The 14,007-nt window shown below is 68.8% G+C and carries 12 protein-coding genes; 6 read left to right on the top strand and 6 right to left on the bottom strand.

Annotated elements, in window-relative coordinates:
• From QFW77_RS10925 to QFW77_RS10905, 5 genes are all read left to right on the top strand, one after another.
• On the top strand, nucleotides 1–2,769 hold a 2,769-nt coding region (locus tag QFW77_RS10925; protein ID WP_280574693.1), incomplete at its 5' end, for a type VI secretion system Vgr family protein.
• Complete coding sequence (locus QFW77_RS10920; protein ID WP_280574692.1) at nucleotides 2,766–4,370, top strand: hypothetical protein; 1,605 nt, start codon at nucleotides 2,766–2,768, stop codon at nucleotides 4,368–4,370. The genes QFW77_RS10925 and QFW77_RS10920, both read left to right, overlap by 4 nt.
• 5 nt (nucleotides 4,371–4,375) lie before the next feature.
• Complete coding sequence (locus QFW77_RS10915) at nucleotides 4,376–5,497, top strand: hypothetical protein (protein ID WP_280574704.1); 1,122 nt, start codon at nucleotides 4,376–4,378, stop codon at nucleotides 5,495–5,497.
• A gap of 178 nt (nucleotides 5,498–5,675) precedes the next feature.
• Entirely contained in the window at nucleotides 5,676–6,647 is a 972-nt protein-coding gene (locus tag QFW77_RS10910; protein WP_280574691.1) for a hypothetical protein, read from the top strand.
• 212 nt (nucleotides 6,648–6,859) lie between these two features.
• Nucleotides 6,860–7,663, top strand: a complete 804-nt coding sequence (locus QFW77_RS10905; RefSeq protein WP_280574690.1) for an NRDE family protein — start codon at nucleotides 6,860–6,862, stop codon at nucleotides 7,661–7,663.
• Between the two features lie 64 nt (nucleotides 7,664–7,727).
• On the opposite strand, the gene QFW77_RS10900 is transcribed toward QFW77_RS10905, so the two are convergent.
• Nucleotides 7,728–8,243 carry an NADH-quinone oxidoreductase subunit E gene (locus tag QFW77_RS10900; protein ID WP_280574689.1) on the bottom strand — a complete coding sequence of 172 codons (516 nt, stop codon included), beginning with the start codon at nucleotides 8,241–8,243 and terminating at the stop codon, nucleotides 7,728–7,730.
• Nucleotides 8,244–8,381: 138 nt separating this feature from the next.
• Between QFW77_RS10900 and QFW77_RS10895 the strand changes: the two genes are divergently transcribed.
• Nucleotides 8,382–9,785 carry an alpha/beta hydrolase family protein gene (locus tag QFW77_RS10895; protein ID WP_280574688.1) on the top strand — a complete coding sequence of 468 codons (1,404 nt, stop codon included), beginning with the start codon at nucleotides 8,382–8,384 and terminating at the stop codon, nucleotides 9,783–9,785.
• A 544-nt stretch (nucleotides 9,786–10,329) separates the two neighbouring features.
• Here QFW77_RS10895 and QFW77_RS10890 read toward each other — a convergent pair.
• The 5 genes from QFW77_RS10890 to QFW77_RS10870 all read right to left on the bottom strand — a co-directional run bounded on the left by QFW77_RS10890 (nucleotide 10,330) and on the right by QFW77_RS10870 (nucleotide 13,935).
• Nucleotides 10,330–10,782 carry a hypothetical protein gene (locus QFW77_RS10890; protein ID WP_425603317.1) on the bottom strand — a complete coding sequence of 151 codons (453 nt, stop codon included), beginning with the start codon at nucleotides 10,780–10,782 and terminating at the stop codon, nucleotides 10,330–10,332.
• Entirely contained in the window at nucleotides 10,778–10,972 is a 195-nt protein-coding gene (locus QFW77_RS10885; protein WP_280574687.1) for a PspC domain-containing protein, read from the bottom strand. Before QFW77_RS10885 ends, QFW77_RS10890 begins: the two co-directional genes overlap by 5 nt.
• An 85-nt stretch (nucleotides 10,973–11,057) precedes the next feature.
• Nucleotides 11,058–12,128, bottom strand: coding sequence for a class III poly(R)-hydroxyalkanoic acid synthase subunit PhaC (locus tag QFW77_RS10880; RefSeq protein ID WP_280574686.1), 1,071 nt, complete (start codon nucleotides 12,126–12,128; stop codon nucleotides 11,058–11,060).
• 1 nt (nucleotide 12,129) lies between these two features.
• Nucleotides 12,130–13,257 (bottom strand): class III poly(R)-hydroxyalkanoic acid synthase subunit PhaE, encoded by a 1,128-nt coding sequence (gene phaE, locus QFW77_RS10875; protein ID WP_280574685.1) that lies wholly within the window; start codon nucleotides 13,255–13,257, stop codon nucleotides 12,130–12,132.
• Nucleotides 13,258–13,317: 60 nt separating this feature from the next.
• Nucleotides 13,318–13,935: a CDP-alcohol phosphatidyltransferase family protein gene (locus tag QFW77_RS10870; RefSeq protein ID WP_280574684.1), complete on the bottom strand. Its 618-nt coding sequence runs from the start codon at nucleotides 13,933–13,935 to the stop codon at nucleotides 13,318–13,320.
• Nucleotides 13,936–14,007: the final 72 nt, after the last annotated feature.

Genomic DNA, 14,007 nt, shown 5'->3' with positions numbered 1-14,007 from the left:
GCGCTCGCCGCGCTCGCGGTACCGTCGCAACATGCGCGCCTGATCCAGCTCGACGCCCCGGTCCCGGGGCTGGTGGTGGAACGGTTCGACGGCAGCGAGGCAGTCTGCGCGCCGTTCCGTTTCGTGATCGACGTGTTTTCCACCTCGGCGTTCGTCGACACCGCCGAGCTGCCCGGACGGCGGCTCGGCCTGCGCCTGCACCGTGCAGAGGGCGGCGAGCGCAGCTGGCACGGCGTGTGCACCGCGGTGGCGCCCCTGGGCGCCGACGGCGGCCTGGCCCGCTACCGGTTGACCATGGAGCCCTGGACCGCGCTGCTGGCGCACCGGCGCAACGCGCTGGTGTTCCAGGACCTCGACGTGCGCGGGGTGCTGGAGCGCGTGTTCGCGGACTACTCGATGGCCGCGTTCCGCTTCGACATCGACGGCGCCCTGCCGGTGCGCGCGATCACCACCCAGTACCGCGAAAGCGACTGGGACTTCGTCACCCGCCTGCTGGCCGAAGCCGGCCTGGCCTGGCGCTACGAGCACGACCAGTCCGCAGGCGAAGACGATGGCGGCGACGACGGCGCCCGCCACACCCTGGTGATCTTCGATGCCCAGGCCGAGGTTCCCGACGCCGGCACGCTGCGCTTCCATCGCAGCGCCGCCACCGAGACCCGCGACGCCATCGGCGCCTTCACCGAGCTGCGCCAGCTGGCGCCCAACCGCAGCCATGCCGCCAGCTGGCACAGCGCGCAGCTGGCGAGCGTTGCCGGGCAGTGCGAAGCCGACGCCGGCGGACTGCCGGCGCTCGAGGTCTTCGTGCAGCCGCGCGCCGGCCGCTTCGAGCAGGGCGGCCAGGCCCAGGCCGAAGCCGCAAGACGCCTGGACGCGCTGCGGCTGCCGGTGGCGCTGCATCACGGCGCGGGCAGCGCGCGCGCCATCGCCGCCGGCAATACGTTCACGCTCAGCCAGCATTCCGGCCACGAGGGCCGGGCGTTCCTGCCGCTGCGGGTGACCCACGTAGCGGCGAACAACCTCGGCAGCGGCATCACCGCCCTGCTCGCCTCGCCCGACCTGGAGCGCGGCAGCTATCGCAACCGTTTCGTCGCGGTGCCCGCCGGCACGCCGGTGGCGCCGCTGCCGCGCGACCGCCCGACCGTGCACGGCCCGCAGACCGCCCGCGTGGTCGGCCTGCCCGAAGCCGCGGTCAGCCCCAGCCGCGACCACCAGGTGCGCATCCAGCTCGCCTGGCAGCGCGGCCCCCGGCCCAACCCGGGCGGGCTGCAGGACAGCGGCAGCGAGCACCCGGGCCACGCCCCCGGCGATGCCACCTCCGGCACCTGGGTACCGGTGGCGGAGTGGGTCGCCGGCCCCAACTGGGGCAGCCACTTCCTGCCGCGGGTGGGCGCCGAGGTGCTGGTGGAGTTCCTGCATGGCGACATCGACCAGCCGCGGGTGACCGGCCAGCTGTACAACGGCGAGGTCGCCCCGCCCTTCGCCGGCGGCATCGATGGCCCGTCCAACCATCCCGGCACCCTGAGCGGGCTGCACAGCCGCGCCCACGACGGCAGCGGCAGCCAGCAGTGGGTGCTCGACGACACCCCGGGCCAGCTGCGCACCCGGCTGCAGACCAGCCTGGCCGACAGCCGCCTGGAGCTGGGCTACCTGGTGCAGCACCAGGACGGCGCGCGCGGCGGCCTGCGCGGCCGGGGCATGGAGCTGGCCAGCGGCGGCTGGGGCAACGTGCATGCCGGCCAGGGCCTGCTGCTGTCCAGCACCGCGCGGGCCGGGGCCGCCTCGACCCAGATGGACATGGCCGAGGCGGTGGCCCAGCTCAAGGGCGCCGAGCGCACCGCCGAGGGCCTGCACGAGACCCTGCTGCAGCAGCAGGTGCCCGGCTTCGACGCCAACCAGCGCCTCACCGCGCTCCGCGAGGCGCTCGATGCCGAGGTGGATGGCCGATACACCGGCAGCGTCGCCGGCCAGCCGGCGATGAAGCCCGCGGGTGACGGGCGCGAACCGGGCGAGGATCCGGTCGAGCGCTTCGCCGACCCCAAGCTGGTCGTCGAATCACCCGAGTCGATCGCGTTCGCGACCCAGAAGAGCTCGGTCGCCTACGCCGGCGGCGCCCTGCACCTCACGGCGCAGGCCGACGTCCAGCTCAGCGCCGGGCAGACCTTTGCCTCGGTCGCCGGCCAGCACGCCGCGCTCTACGCCCACGCCGGACCGATCCGCGCCATTGCCGCCAACGGCCCGCTCAGCCTGCAGGCCCACACCGGCGCGCTGGAGGTCCTCGCCGACCAGTCGGTCACTCTCACCGCCACCGATGAGCGCATCGACGTGCTGGCCAAGGAGAAGATCGTGCTGCAGGCGGGGCAGACACAGGTGACGCTGGAAGGAGGGAACATCACCTTCGCGTGCCCCGGCAACTTCACCGTCAAGGCGGGGGAGCAGCCGTTTCGGGGAGGACAAGCCAACGCAGCGAATCTCTCCAACCTACCCAGCGGCCACACGCAGGCCCAAGAGCCAACGCACTGGATCGCGCTCCAATACCTGGATGTCGATACTGACGTGCCGATGGCGGGCACCGAATACGAGATCCATTTCAAGGAAGGGCCGGTGCTTTCCGGCAAGCTCGATGCGGATGGCAGGGCGCATCACGATGACGTACCCGACAAGTCCGTCGAGAAGGTCGTCTACAAGCCGCGTACGCCCGAGACTGACAGGGAGCCCAGGCCGACAGAGGACCTGCTGGCTCTGGCAGGTAGCGCGGGACGCACGCGATGAGCGTTCCCCAAACCAGCCTGCCCAACCAGGCACCTCCGGTCACTCTCGAGCAGCTTCGCGAAGCACTGGCCTTCGTCACCGAGCAATACGACAAGATCGCCGACAGTACCACCAACGTCTTCGTCTGGTTGTGGGAAGCGATCCAGGGCGACTTCAACGAGGAGCGCACCACCGGCCAGATCATCTTCGACACCGCGATCTCGATGATCCCCGGTGTCGACCAGGTGTGCGACGTCCGCGACATCATCGCCAACTGCAAGCTGATCAACGAGGACAAGACCGACACCTGGGCCTGGGTGGCACTGTGCCTGACCCTGATCGGCCTGTTCCCCACGCTAGGCTCGCTGGTCAAGGGCGTATTGAAGATCTTCTTCCTGTTCGTCCGGCGCAGCGGCGGTGATGCAGTCGTGCGTGCCGTGGAGGAGGCCATGACCTGGGTCATCACCTTTCTGCGCAAGCGCGAGGTGCAGCACTACTGGAAGGCGTTGAAGTGGGACCGTCTCTTCCTCGAACTGGCCAACGGCGTCAAGGCGGTACGCGCCCAGGTCAGTCTGGCCTATCTCCGGCGGGCGTTCGACCGCGGCATCGCGCTCATGCAGAACCTGGTGCGCTACGTGAAGCACGTGCCGTTCGCCGGCGGTCGCGCGGAGGCCGCGTTCGGGATGGTGAGGGGCATCCGTAGCGAGTTCGACCGCTACGCCAGCCGCGCCCTCCGTCCAGTACAGGACATCCTGGACACCATCATCCGCCGCCTGGAGATTGAGGACCTCTACCAGCGCCGGGGCATTCTCGATACCGGCAACATCCATTTCACTGGCGGCCTGCCGGAGGCACAGGCGGTGGCCCTGATGCGCCGAGCTGATCCGGCACCAAGCTGGTTGAGCAAGGGCAAGCCGACAAAGAACAAGTCGCTTGATCCCCGCACGAAGGGCCTTCGAAACAAGATTGATAGAGCTGCTGGCGAGGGTTATCCGAAACTCAGCGACGGCGAGATCAGGAGCTTCACTGTGGGCATGCGCCAGGCTGAACTGGTCGGCCCCATGCGCCTGTACCGGGTGGTGTCGCCTAACAACTCCGCCGCCGGCGCCGACTGGGTGACCGAGGACGTCTGGAACCAGATCATGACCGCGCCCGATCCCAAGGCTGCCTGGCGTAAGCATCTGGCCGTGTGGCCGGACTGGAATCCAGACGGGCAATTCGTCGTGTACGACCTCAAGCCGGGCGAGCGCCTCAAGGTCTGGCGTGGGCCGGCGGCGGCGCAGGTCAAGGAGGAAGTATTGCCGGATCATTTTCTCGAAGGCGGCTGGGAGCAGATCAAATTTCCCGCCAGCGGTCCAAATGGCGGCCTTGGCGACGCGGGGGGCTACTACCGCAGGAGCGCCGACGGCCGGCTCACCCAAGCGGACGACATGGACCGCACGCGCTACCACGGCCTGTCGTCGGAAGAACAAGCGCAGTACCAGTTCCTCCGCGAAAAGATCGAACACCCGAGCATTCTCGGGCCGTTCGATACCGGCTGGGGCTACACGGACTTTGATGCCCAGATGATCGACGCCAGGCTGGGGCTCCCGAGCCTGCCCGGCCAGGTCACCAACCTGTGAGCGATATGCCCATCCAGAGACTCGCACTGCCCCCCTGGCACAAGCGGCAGGCGACCCTGCTGTACCACTACGCCTCGCTGGAGTACCTGAAGGGCTTGCTTTCGCTGATCGACGAGTGGATCGCCTTCACCGACCGCCTCTTGGACGAGCGCAGCGGGCTCGATGCCACGGGGCTGGCGCATGTCAACTGGAAGCCGACGAGCACTGCGGCGCATTTTTCCACGTATGCCTACGCAGCGATGGTGGATTTCCGCGAGAGTGTAGTCCGACAAATCGCGAAACGCTCCTTCGAACGCTACAGTGGTGCCGCGGAGGGCCAATGCGAACGGATGTTGCGAGAATACGCCGGATACCCCGACAGCATGTTGTGGATGACCCATGAACAACAGGCGGAGTTCAAGGAGCGCGCGGAGGAGACGTTCAAGTACGCAGGCGAGATTACGTCGTTCATGCAGCGCCCTTGCAATGTGGATGACGGTGGTTTCTGGGAAAGATGGATGAGCAAGAGGGCGTTGTTCCCACGCTTGCCACGCTTCCGAGTGCGTACAGACGTTGAGGCAGAGACGGACAAACCGCCACCACGCACAGGTGTATATGTGCCCCAAGAGGATCCGTATGCAGCCTTGCAGTTCGCCTGGACCGGCGGCTACGGCGAGCTAGGGCCGGCATGCACTTTTAATGAGATCGGCCGTGACGCGCTGGCAGCGGTAGGGCGTGAAGGGTTGTGGGGCGACGAAGCAGGATTGTTTCGCTTTGCGAATCAGCAGGAATATAAAGGAATCATCACGAGCTTGGGCGATCCGGTCGAAGAAGCTTGGGAGGCTCCCGGCGCCGTAGCGGCCGCATCATTCGAAGAGAAACCGTGCAAGTGGTACTTCGTTGAAATGATCAACGATGAGTACGAAGATCACGACGGGACCTATGCCGGCACTGGCGAGGTCGCTGAACCCAAATCGCGCGTACCTGCCGGCGAGCCGGTGCCGCAATCTGGTTTCTGGCATACGCCAGCTAGGGCCGGTAGTCGTCGTTACTTCAAGCAGGGCGATACCTTCCCGAAGATCGAGGGCAGCGACTACGGTGCCACGTTCTGGATGTGGTCGTCGGATCAGTCCGATCCGAAGCTTTGAGCGACCCGGGCGCGAACCGTCTGATCCCCAACCGCCGCCCCAACCAAGAGCGCTTTCGTAGCGCTTCCCCAGAAGGTAGACACGTCGAAAGCGCAGCTTTCTCGGCCAGCAACTTCGGCGGCTCCGTCAGCATGGTCGGCGTGCCGACGCTGACGAACAACTGGTACGGGAACTGAGCATGCCCACTCCACTTCTTGCGCAAGAAATCCACCTCCTGGAGCGATACAGCTCGAAGGCCTATTTCGGTGCGATGCGCGACGCCTGGGAACGGATGCTGCGCCACGCTGAACGATGTCTCGAGGCGTTCGTCGCCAAGCTCCCGCCCGACTACCGCGACAGGCCGCTTCCCGAGCAGCCGGATATCGTTTGGGGCGAGAGGATTCTGCCCAACTTCAGGAACACGGCGGACAGCCTCAACAATGCCTATATCCGGTTGACCCACGGCGAGATGCAGGCACTCGGTGTCGCCGCCATGGTGAGGAGCGATTTTTCGGGCTTTTCCCGTGACTACAGCTCGGACTGGATGGACGAGCCGCAGGTTCTGGCCAGAGTCGACGGTGGAGGTGCCGCATTTTGGCGGTGGCTCGCACTTGCTTCGCAATACGCCTCAAACATCGAATTTACCGAAGGCGCGTACTGGACCCAGGGAGCCCTGACCCATCGGTACAACCCGGACGCGCGGGGCCCCCTGGACCCTCCTTCACTGTGGCGCAGGTACGTGCTCTCTGCGACGCAGACGGCCCAGACCGGCGAACCCGTCACCAGGACAGGCATCTATCTTCCGCGGGTCGACGACAGCTGCGCGGCGTTCATGATCGAAGGCCTGCCCGCCCCCCCTGCGAGCATCGGCTACGACCCCGAGACGATGCAGAACACCTCCGAGGCGGAGTGCAGCTGGAGGCTGGTCGAAGGGGCCGAGGAAGGATCGATCGAAGACGGACTTGCCGACCTCCTGTCCTCGACGGCTGCGGCAGGCCAAGGGCGGATGGAAGCTGGGCAGACCTGCCCCAGATCGGGTTGGTGGTACTCGCCCGCCAAATCCGGAGCGCGGCGCCACTTCAATCGCGGCGACACGTTTCCGAGCGTCGACAGCGACTATGGCGGCACCTTCTGGCTGTGGGCACAGGACCAATCCCCGCCCTCGCTCTAAGCCCCGGAAACCCGCGCGGAGTTCAATGCCGTCACTGACGGCCAAGCCGATGGGATCGGCAGCTTGGCGGTGGCGAGGACAACGGCCTGACGGTTAGCACATCCGTGCAGGAGGGCTGAGCCGATCGGCCGGAACGGAGCGCGGCGAACGATCGGAAGCGGGCGCCGCTTCCGCCGCGGCCCTTCCGCCGCCTGTGGGCTAGGATGTCGCGCATGTGCCTGATCGCCCTCGCCTGGAAGACCCATCCACGGTACCCGCTGGCGCTGATCGCCAATCGCGACGAGTTCCACGCGCGCCCGACCGCCGCCGCTGGGCCGGATCCGGATGCGTCGGATGTGTACGGCGGGCGCGATCTGGTGCAGGGCGGCGGCTGGCTGCAGGTCGCACGTCGGGGGCGTCTGGCGGCGGTGACCAACGTGCGCTGCGGCATTGCGCAGGAGCCGACCCGGCACTCGCGCGGGTGGCTGGTGCGCGACTTCGTGCGAAACGAGGACGCCGCTGCCACCTATGTCGAAGATCTGCAATCGCGCGCAGACGACTATGGGCGCTTCAACCTGCTGGTCTGGGACGGCGGCGAACTCGCCTTCGCCAGCAACCATCCGCGGCCGGCACATCGGCAGGTGTGCCCCGGCGTGCATGCGATGTCCAACGGCGCCTTCGATGCGCCATGGCCGAAGAGCACGCATGCGACGAAGGCGCTGGAAGCCTGGCTGGGTGCCCTGCCCCCGCACGGCGACCCATTCTCCGACCATGGTGTCCTGGTGCCGCTGTTCGACGCCCTGGCCGATTGCGCACCTGCCCCGGATGCCGCCCTGCCGGATACCGGCGTGGGACTCGCACTGGAACGGGCGCTGTCGCCGCCGTTCGTCACAGGGGCCGAGTACGGCACCCGTTGCAGCAGCGTGGTGCTGGTGGAGGCTTCGAGGATTCTGTTCGCAGAGCGTCGCTTCGCCCCCGGCGGTGCGACCATTGGGGAATCGGTCGAGACGCTGCGCGTCACCCGCGAATCGCCGTAGGCAGGAGGCGCGCAGCCGGGCGCGTCCAGGCGATCCGCGGGAGCCGCGTCTGCGGCCCAGCCCCTCAGGGCGACGACGCAGTACAGCGCACCGGCGCGTCGTTCTCCAAGGCCTGCTCCCAGCCGTTGCCGCTGCGGTAGGCCACGGTACCGTTGATGCAGGCGGCCTCGGCCTCGTCGCGCCTGGCGCTGAGCGGCCCTGGCAGCTGGTCGGGGGCGGATGGCTGGACGGCGGGCATCGCGCCGGCCTCGTCGGGAGGGTTCTGGCCGGCTCCCGGAACCGTCGGCCCGACCGGGGCGTCTTCGGTCGCGTCGCCGGATTCCTCCATCTCCGCGCCGGGCGCCTCCGCTACCGCGGCGCCCGCCGGCATCTCGGCCATCGGGGCCGGCTGCGGCGTCCGCTCCGCGGGCTCGATGGGAGGGCTGGGCCGGGGCAGATCGGCGCGTTCGGCGGAGTCGTCCGCCAGCACTGTTTTCACCGCATAGCGGATCGCATCGGCGGCCAGCACGCCGACGATCACCGCCAGCGTCACCGGGATGAAGAAGGACCAGGGTGGTGCGTCGTCGCGGAACCCGCTCATGCTTCGGCCTCCCCGTGGGTTTGCCCGAGCCTAGCGCATCCGGTGACCTTCGGCACCCGTGAATGCACACTTCCGGCATGCGCTGCCCGCTCAGGCGCTCCTGTAGGCTCGTGGATCGCTTCTCGAACGGACCCGCCAATGCACCCGGCCCGCCCTGCCCGTTTTCTGGTCGCCATCCCGCTGTTGCTGTCCGTATTGCTGGCGGGCTGCTCCACCGACGAGGCGCCGCCACCCCTCCCCGCAGAGCTGGCCTGCCAGGCCGGCGCCTGGCGCATGGACAGCGGAGAACTGCTCGCGCTCTCGCCGGTCACCGGTGGGCTGCGCTATCGCCTGATCGACGGCCGCAGCGGCGTGTTCGCGCCGCCGGGCAGCGGGGCCGTCTTCACCGCCCGCGAGGGCTGGCGCGACGAGGACAGCCCGCCAGTTGCGACGGCGACGTTCGAGCCGTGCCCTGCGGGGAGGATGCAGTTCGCCCTCGAGGGCGGGCCATCCGGCGGCGCGCGCCGGATCGCGCTGGAGGCGCACGACACCAGCTTCCGCAGCGGCGACGTCACGTTGCGCGGCCGCCTGGTGCTGCCGGAGGGGGCCGCAGGGCCGGTGCCGCTGGCGGTGCTGCTGCACGGCTCGGAGGACTATTCCGCGGTCGACATCTACCCCACGCAGTACCTGCTGCCGGCGCAGGGGGTGGCGGTGCTGGTCTACGACAAGCGCGGCACCGGCGGTTCCGAGGGCGAATACACCCAGGACTTCCACGTGCTGGCCGACGACGCCGTGGCCGCCCTGGGCGAGGCGCGGCGCCTGCGGCCGGCCGGGTTTTCGCGGGCGGGCTTCGTCGGCGGCAGCCAGGGCGGCTGGATCGCGCCGCTGGCGGCGTCGAAGGTCGACGTCGACTACGTGGCGGCGCTGTTCGGCATGGCCGAAGGCGCACTGGCCGAGGACCGCGAGCAGGTGATGGACGACCTGCGCGCGGCGGGGCACGGGCCCGAGGTGCTCGAGCGCGCGCGCGAAATCACCGATGCCACCGCGCGGGTGATGGCATCCGGCTTCACCGAGGGCTACGAACAGCTCGCCGCGGTGCAGGAGGTCTACGGCGACGAGCCGTGGTTCGCCGACATCCAGGGCGAATTCAGCGGGCGGGTGCTGGAGATCCCCAGCTGGTCGCCGCAGTGGCTGGTGCGCAGCATCGCCATGCGCTCGGTGCAGGGCACCAGCTGGGACTACGAGCCGCTGCCGGTGCTCGCCGCACTCGAGGTGCCACAGCTGTGGGTGATCGCCGCCGAGGACCGCGAGGCGCCGAACGTCGAAACCCTGCGCCGGCTGCGCGCGCTGCAGGCACAGGGTCGGCCGGTGGACCTGGTGGTGTTCCCGGGCACCGACCACGGGATCTACCAATTCGTCGAGGAAGATGGCGAGCGGGTCATGCTGCGCCACCCGGAAGGCTACCTGCGGCTGCTCGCCGAGTGGATCGCCGAGCCGGAATTGCGCGGCCCCTACGGCGATGCCCTGGTCGAACCGCGCCGTGACGGTCCGCCGTCATCGTAAGCCCGCGCGACGGTGCGATCGGCGGCTGTCGGCGAGCAGCCCCCCCGCGACGGCCAGCTCCGTTCCGACCTGGCATCGAGGCGTTGGCCTGCCAGGCAATGCGGTCGGGTCCGTACGCAAGGTCAGCGCACTAGCGGGAAAACGTCAGGCCCGATGGCAGGTCGCTGCTGCAAGTTGCTGATGCCTCGACCGGGCCAGCGTTTGAAACCCCACTTGGCTGTCCCATAGGAGCGGCCCATGCCGCGAAGGCCGCGGGTAGGGCCTGAGGATGCGGCGATCCACGGTTTCGGCCAAGGGCACCGGCTTTCGCGTAAATGCCACACCCCTCGGGGGCGCTCGCAATATACCGACTCGTCGGGACGGGGCCCGCGTCCAAAAGCAGAAGGCCCAGTCTTTCGGGTATGACCCCGATCGGCTGAGCCTTCCTTGTCGAAGCGATTGCGTCCGGCTTTCGCCTTTCGCTTTTTCTTCGACGTGCGCAGGTTAGCGCGGGCGCCGTTAGCGGAATGTCAAAACCGCCCAGCCGTTCGTCGGCAAGGCCGCATCACCCCCAGGGCCACCAGCCGCGGCCGGTGCGCGCATAGCGGTCGGCAGCGCGCTCGAAGCGGTTGCGAACGCTGATCCCGCCGCTCAGCAGGTACAGCGGCAGGAACAGCGGCCCCAGCGCCATGTACTGCAGTACATGGGCGCGCTCATGGTCGCCGATGCGGACCGCCGGCTCCACGCAATGCCCGGCACGGTGCGCGTAGGTGAAGCACGGGGCATCCAGCGACTCGGCGGTATGCAGGATCACGTTGCCCAGGGTCATGGCGCCGCCCGGCCCCCAAGGCCAGCGCTGGAAGACGATCGCGAGCTCTCGGCGGTCGAGCCGGGCCGTCGCCCCGAACGCCAGCCCGGCGGCGCCGGCGGCGAGGCCGAGCACCGTATTGGGCAACGTCCACAGCGCGCCGACCATGCACAGCGGCCAGGCGGGAGCCCCGCTCACGGCCGGCTCAATCGCCTTCCGGCATCACCAGCCACAGCACCAGATACACCAGGATCCCGGGGAAGGCCGCGGACAGGATCGACACCACCACGAACAGCACCCGCACCACGGTGGAACTCCAGCCGAAGCGCCGGGCGATGCCGCCCATCACGCCGGCGATGACGCGATCGTTGATCGAACGGGACAGGGTTGGATGGCTCATGGCGCACGCTCGCGGAAACCGAGTTGCGGCAAGTCTAGCGCGTGTCCCGCACGCCGGCGTGGAGAGCGGCGCGGGGCCGCGGCGTTCAGGCCGAGCGCGCCGCCAGCCACTCGTGGATCGCCGTGGGGACTTCCTTCTGCGCGCGCCCCGAGACGTAGATGCCGATGTGGCCGCCGCGGAACGACAGCTCGGAATAGTCCTCCGTGCCCACCAGGCCCCGCAGCGCCCGCGATGCCGCGGGCGGCACCAGGTGGTCCTGCTCGGCGAAGATGTTCAGCACCGGCATCTCCACCATGCCCAGGTGCACCTCGCGCCGGCCGATCACGATGCCGCCGTTGATGAAGCCGTTGCCCTGGTAGAACTGCTTGATGAACTGGCGGAACGCCTCGCCCGCCTGGTCCGGGGAATCGAAGATCCACTTCTCCATGCGCAGGAAGTCCTCCACCGAGCGGCGATCGTCGAGGATGTCCACCAGGCCGACGTACTTCTGCACGAACAGCCGCCACGGCTTCAGCGTGAGGTAGCAGAAGTTCATCATGTCGGCCGGCACGTTGCCGAGGGTGTCGACGAACAGGTCGACGTCCATCTCGCGGGTCCAGTTCGACAGCATGTTGTCCGGGGTGTGGAAATCCACCGGCGTGACCATGGTGATCAGGTTGCGGATCCGTTCGGGGTGCAGCGCGGCATAGCACAGCGAAAACGCGCCGCCCTGGCAGATGCCGAGCAGGTTGACCGCCTCCAGCCCGTGCGCGTCGCGCAGGTGGTCGACCGCCCCGCCGAGGAAGCGCTCGATGTAGTCCTCGAGCTCGAGGAATCGGTCCGAGCGGTCGGGATAGCCCCAGTCGATGATGTACACGTCCTCGCCCCTGGCCAGCAGGTTCCTGACGATCGAGCGGTCCGACTGCAGGTCGACCATGTAGGGCCGGTTCACCAGCGCGTAGCAGATCAGCAGCGGGACCTTCGCGGTGGGCGCCTTGTCGCCGATGAATCGGTAGAGCACGGTCTTGCCGTCTCGCCACACTTCCTGCTTCTGGGTCGCGCCGTAGTCGACATCGTCCACCTCGCGCAGCGTGTCCAGGCCGGCGCCGAGCTTCTGCTGGAAGCGCACCGCCTCCTCGGCGATGCGGGCCGGGCTGATGTTGAGCGGACCGGTCATTTCAGCGCCCTCCCTTGCCGGTGGCGGACTTGCGTACCGCCGTCCTGCTGGCTGCGCCAGCCGACTTGCCGGTGGTCTTGTTCGCGGCCCTGGGCGGGGCCTGTTTCGTGCGCTTCTTCGAGGTCTTCCGCGCGGCCTTCCCGGCAGAACTCACGGCGCCCCTGGAAGCGGGCTTCTTCGGTGCCGCCACCCGCCCGGCGGAGCGCTCCGCCGGTGCCGGCGCCGGCCGCGCTTGGTCGCGCATGCGCCTGACCGCGCGTTCCAGCTCGACGATCTTGCGGTGCGCCCCATCCAGCTCGCTGCGCGTCGGCATGCCGAACATGGCGCTGACCTGTTCGACCTCGCGCTGGATCCCCGCGCGCAGCCGCATCTGTGCATTCACCAGGCGACCGTACACGGCGCGGAACTCTTCGGACAGCGCGATCTCGGCGTAGGCCTCTTCCGCGGCGTCGATCCACAGGTCGAACAGCGCCCGCGGCGATTCGATCTGGCGCCCCGGTTCCTCGCGCTCGAGCAGGCGGCCCTCGAAGATCTCGAATGCCGACTGCGACGCCTTGAGCATCAGCGCGTTGTAGGCGTTGTTGTGCTCCTGGTAGTCGGCCTGCGCCTGGGCCAGCGCCTGCAGCCGCTCCTGGTGCTCCCGGCCGGGACCGAACGCGGGCATGCGCAGCCACGAGGCGCTCTCCCGGCGCCAGGCGTCCAGGTACGGCGAGGCGTCGTCGATCCACTGGTCCAGGCCCTGCAGCCCGTGCCCGCGCATGGCCCGGAACATCTCCGGGAACGGGTTCTCGCCGCTCGCCCCGAGCGCCTCCCGCCACGCCTTGGCGACGTCCGCGGCACTGCCCTGCTGCCCCGCGAACCGGGCCGCGACCTGCTGCATCTGCCCGAACCAGCCGTGCGCCTGCTGCTGGAAGCGCGCGACCGCATCGTTGACCCCGGCGCGGTTGCCATGGACGGACTTCGTCCACCAGTCGATCGCATCGTGCCATGCCTGCATGCCCGCCTGGCCAGGCCCCGCGGAGGCAGCCGCCGGCGCCGCGGCGCGCATCGCCTCGCCCCAGGCGCTCCAGTACTGCTGCGCCAGCTTCTCGAAACCTCCCATCGCCTCGTCCGTCGCGCCGTTGCCCATCGCTGCCTCCAGATCCTGCGGCGATCATAGCAACGCGACGTTTACGCTGCCGTGCACGGCTCAGAACTTGGGAATGCGCAGGGTCTTGCTGATCATCAGCGTGCCGGACAGGGCGAAGACCAGGACCAGGGGATGCAGCTGCCAGGGCCCCAGTTGCCACTGCCCCAGCCACAGCGCATCGCCGATCCGGCCGTACCAGACCAGCACCGCCAGCAGCACCACGATCGCCAGGCTGGTCGGGATCGGCGTGCCTTCGAAATGCCTGACCTTGTCGCCGCCGCCGGAGAGCGATTCGGCGGTGACGTTGTAGCGCGCCAGCCGGCTGACCCCGCAGCCGACGAAGTAGCTCAGCACGATCCAGTCCCAGCCGCCCTGCAGGCCACAGGCATAGCCCAGCGCCGCCGGCGCCACGCCGAAGGAGATCACGTCCGCCAGCGAGTCCAGCTCGCGCCCGAGCGTCGAGGCCACCTTGCGCCACCGCGCGACACGCCCGTCGAGCGCATCGAACACGAACGCCAGCGGGATCAGCGCCATGCCGGCGAGCAGATCGCGCACCCCGCCCTCCTGCAGGTAGCGCATCGCGGCGAACACCGCGCCGGTCCCGCAGAACGCGTTGGCCAGGGTGAACCAGTCGGCGAGGTGGAACTGGCGCAGCATCGAGAAATGGCGGTGCGGCATCGGCGGCCTCCGGGCTGGCTGGCCCCAAGCCTGCCAGAGCGCGCGTGAAGCGGCACGCAGCGCGCCAGATGC

The sequence above is a fragment of the Luteimonas endophytica genome (assembly GCF_029887875.1).
Classification (GTDB): Bacteria; Pseudomonadota; Gammaproteobacteria; order Xanthomonadales; family Xanthomonadaceae; genus Luteimonas; species Luteimonas endophytica.
Note: the sequence above shows the minus strand (reverse complement) of the source record. Positions and strands in the feature narration are given on the sequence as shown.

Coding starts and splice junctions, on each gene's coding strand:
- QFW77_RS10920 (WP_280574692.1), top strand. CDS start 2,766: ATGAGCGTTCCCCAAACCAGCCTGCCCAACCAGGCACCTCCGGTCACT.
- QFW77_RS10915 (WP_280574704.1), top strand. CDS start 4,376: ATGCCCATCCAGAGACTCGCACTGCCCCCCTGGCACAAGCGGCAGGCG.
- QFW77_RS10910 (WP_280574691.1), top strand. CDS start 5,676: ATGCCCACTCCACTTCTTGCGCAAGAAATCCACCTCCTGGAGCGATAC.
- QFW77_RS10905 (WP_280574690.1), top strand. CDS start 6,860: ATGTGCCTGATCGCCCTCGCCTGGAAGACCCATCCACGGTACCCGCTG.
- QFW77_RS10900 (WP_280574689.1), bottom strand. CDS start 8,243: ATGAGCGGGTTCCGCGACGACGCACCACCCTGGTCCTTCTTCATCCCG.
- QFW77_RS10895 (WP_280574688.1), top strand. CDS start 8,382: ATGCACCCGGCCCGCCCTGCCCGTTTTCTGGTCGCCATCCCGCTGTTG.
- QFW77_RS10885 (WP_280574687.1), bottom strand. CDS start 10,972: ATGAGCCATCCAACCCTGTCCCGTTCGATCAACGATCGCGTCATCGCC.
- QFW77_RS10880 (WP_280574686.1), bottom strand. CDS start 12,128: ATGACCGGTCCGCTCAACATCAGCCCGGCCCGCATCGCCGAGGAGGCG.
- phaE (WP_280574685.1), bottom strand. CDS start 13,257: ATGGGCAACGGCGCGACGGACGAGGCGATGGGAGGTTTCGAGAAGCTG.
- QFW77_RS10870 (WP_280574684.1), bottom strand. CDS start 13,935: ATGCCGCACCGCCATTTCTCGATGCTGCGCCAGTTCCACCTCGCCGAC.